The sequence below is a fragment of the Bacteroidia bacterium genome (genome assembly GCA_025056095.1).
Classification (GTDB): Bacteria; Bacteroidota; Bacteroidia; order JANWVE01; family JANWVE01; genus JANWVE01.
Genome location: JANWVW010000314.1, coordinates 1 through 2,064, shown reverse-complemented (window position 1 = coordinate 2,064; position 2,064 = coordinate 1). Strand labels below are relative to the sequence as shown.

Below are 2,064 nucleotides of genomic sequence, written 5' to 3'. Positions count from 1 at the left end.
GGGCGCAGCACCGTTAGCCCGTAGCACGCCGACCTTGTGGGCATACGCGCAGCGTAACGCCCACAAGGACACGCCCAAAAAATATAATATAAAACGTTTAACATCTTTAACATCTATCATATACACTTTTCGAATAGCAATAACCCCCAATTTTGGATAAAAGTCCGATAAATCTTATCTTTGTATTATGAAACAAATATACTGTACCATATTATTTTCATTTTCACTTTTCTTTTCTTTGGCACAAAAACCTTTTATCTGCACACCCAGCACCAATCTTTCCATTTCTCTACCCCCAAATACCTTTACTTCTACACAGATTAACATGATTAACCAAACATCAGGCAGCTTAACCCTCAAATGGATTAGATTTACTAATTCAGTTCCCAACACTTGGGCATGTAATTTATGCGACTATAATACTTGCTACTCAGGAGTGCCAAGTATGGGTACAATGTTCCCTATCAGTGGATTAACACAAGGATTTATCAGGTTAGAAACTAATCCCTTTGCATACACAGGTACAGGTTATGTGGTTATCTACGTATATTCAGGCAGTGCGCCCACCCTTGGCGACACTTTGATATTTAACTTTAACGCATCAGGGGTTACATCATTATCAGAATGTGATTACGAAACAAAAGAAAAAGAACAAGTAACTCTACTGCCTAATACTATACTCTTTCAAAACGCTAAGTACCCTAATGAAATATACTTGATAAACACTAACGGACAAGTTTTATTACAAAAATCTATCGCTCCTAATGCTAATGAAGTGTTTCTTACACACGGTTTACCGAAAGGGATTTACTTTTTGCGTACCCAAACACAAATCTTCAAATACTTGAAAATAGAATAAAATAGTTAGCTTAAATATCCATTTGTGTCCAACCACTGACAGAGGGCAACTGAATTCTATCCCCATCTTTGGAATGAGTTACGATGGTTATACTTGCGCTTAACCACTTAAAAAACTCACTAAAACGTAATTCTTTTAGAGGTAGAGGTGGAGTGTTAGGATGACAAATATGCTGCAACTTTTGATGATTGTATCCTTGAACCCCTACTGCATAAAACAAAAAATTTTTGTTGTCTACTCCTTTACGTATTTCTTGGCTTAGTCCATCCATATCTTGGTCGCTGTCGGGTTCGCCATCAGTAATTAACACTATCCAAGGGCGATAATATGGCTGACCTGTACTTTTATACCATTCTTTACGGTGTTGTGTTTGTTTGATAGCCATTCTTACAGCATCCACTAACGGAGTAGATCCATTAGCGTATAAAGTAGGCATGGTAAAACCGTCTATCAATGAAGGGGTTTGTATCATTACTACTTGGCTGCCAAAGGTGATGATGCTTACTTCTAAACGAGAGGAAGCAACGTAATCTTCTTTTACGGTGTTGTAAAATTCTTGTAATCCTCTGTTGAGCTCTTCAATAGGTTGCCCTGACATAGAACCTGATATGTCTAATACCAATGTACAAAGGCATTTTTGCTCAAAATTATCTGGGGACTCTACATTAAGAAAAGGATTGAGATAATTTTCCATATTTCGCACTTTACTTGCACAAAGGTAAAAAATAAAATCAAAATCTCAAAATTTGTAACAAAATCCCAATAATAAATTGGAGGGAATTATGTATCATGCAAAGTAGTATTTTATCAATCATTTTGCAAGTTAAAGTTATTTATTTGGGCGTGTCCCTTGCTGACGCAAGGGTCGGCGTGCTGCGGGCTACGCTATCGCTTCGGTGCTTCGCTGCGCTACGCACTGCTGACGCACCCTTCGCATGCCTCACGCAGCCGTATTTTGATGTTTTACCTCATTTTTATACATATCTTCGCTTTACCTTGTTTAATGTTCATTATCAAACACTTACAAGGTTAAGATTTTTTACTTTGTTTGAAACGCGTTCATTTTACCTTGTTTTACATTGATTTTTAAGCATGTACAAAGTTAAACCTTGAATACATGAACTTTCGATAACCCCTTAACCCTGAATATAAAAGTTTTACCTTGTTTTAAATTGATTTTCAATAGATTACAAGATAAAAATATA

Annotated in this window: 2 protein-coding genes; one reads left to right on the top strand and one right to left on the bottom strand. The window is 36.7% G+C overall.

Annotated elements, in window-relative coordinates:
* Positions 1-187 precede the first annotated feature (187 nt).
* The gene (locus tag NZ519_13740; GenBank protein MCS7029816.1) at positions 188-859 is read left to right on the top strand and encodes a T9SS type A sorting domain-containing protein; all 672 of its coding nucleotides are present in this window, start codon (positions 188-190) and stop codon (positions 857-859) included.
* A 10-nt stretch (positions 860-869) separates the two neighbouring features.
* Here NZ519_13740 and NZ519_13735 read toward each other — a convergent pair whose 3' ends face one another.
* Positions 870-1,553 (bottom strand): VWA domain-containing protein, encoded by a 684-nt coding sequence (locus NZ519_13735; protein ID MCS7029815.1) that lies wholly within the window; start codon positions 1,551-1,553, stop codon positions 870-872.
* Between the last annotated feature and the right edge of the window lie 511 nt (positions 1,554-2,064).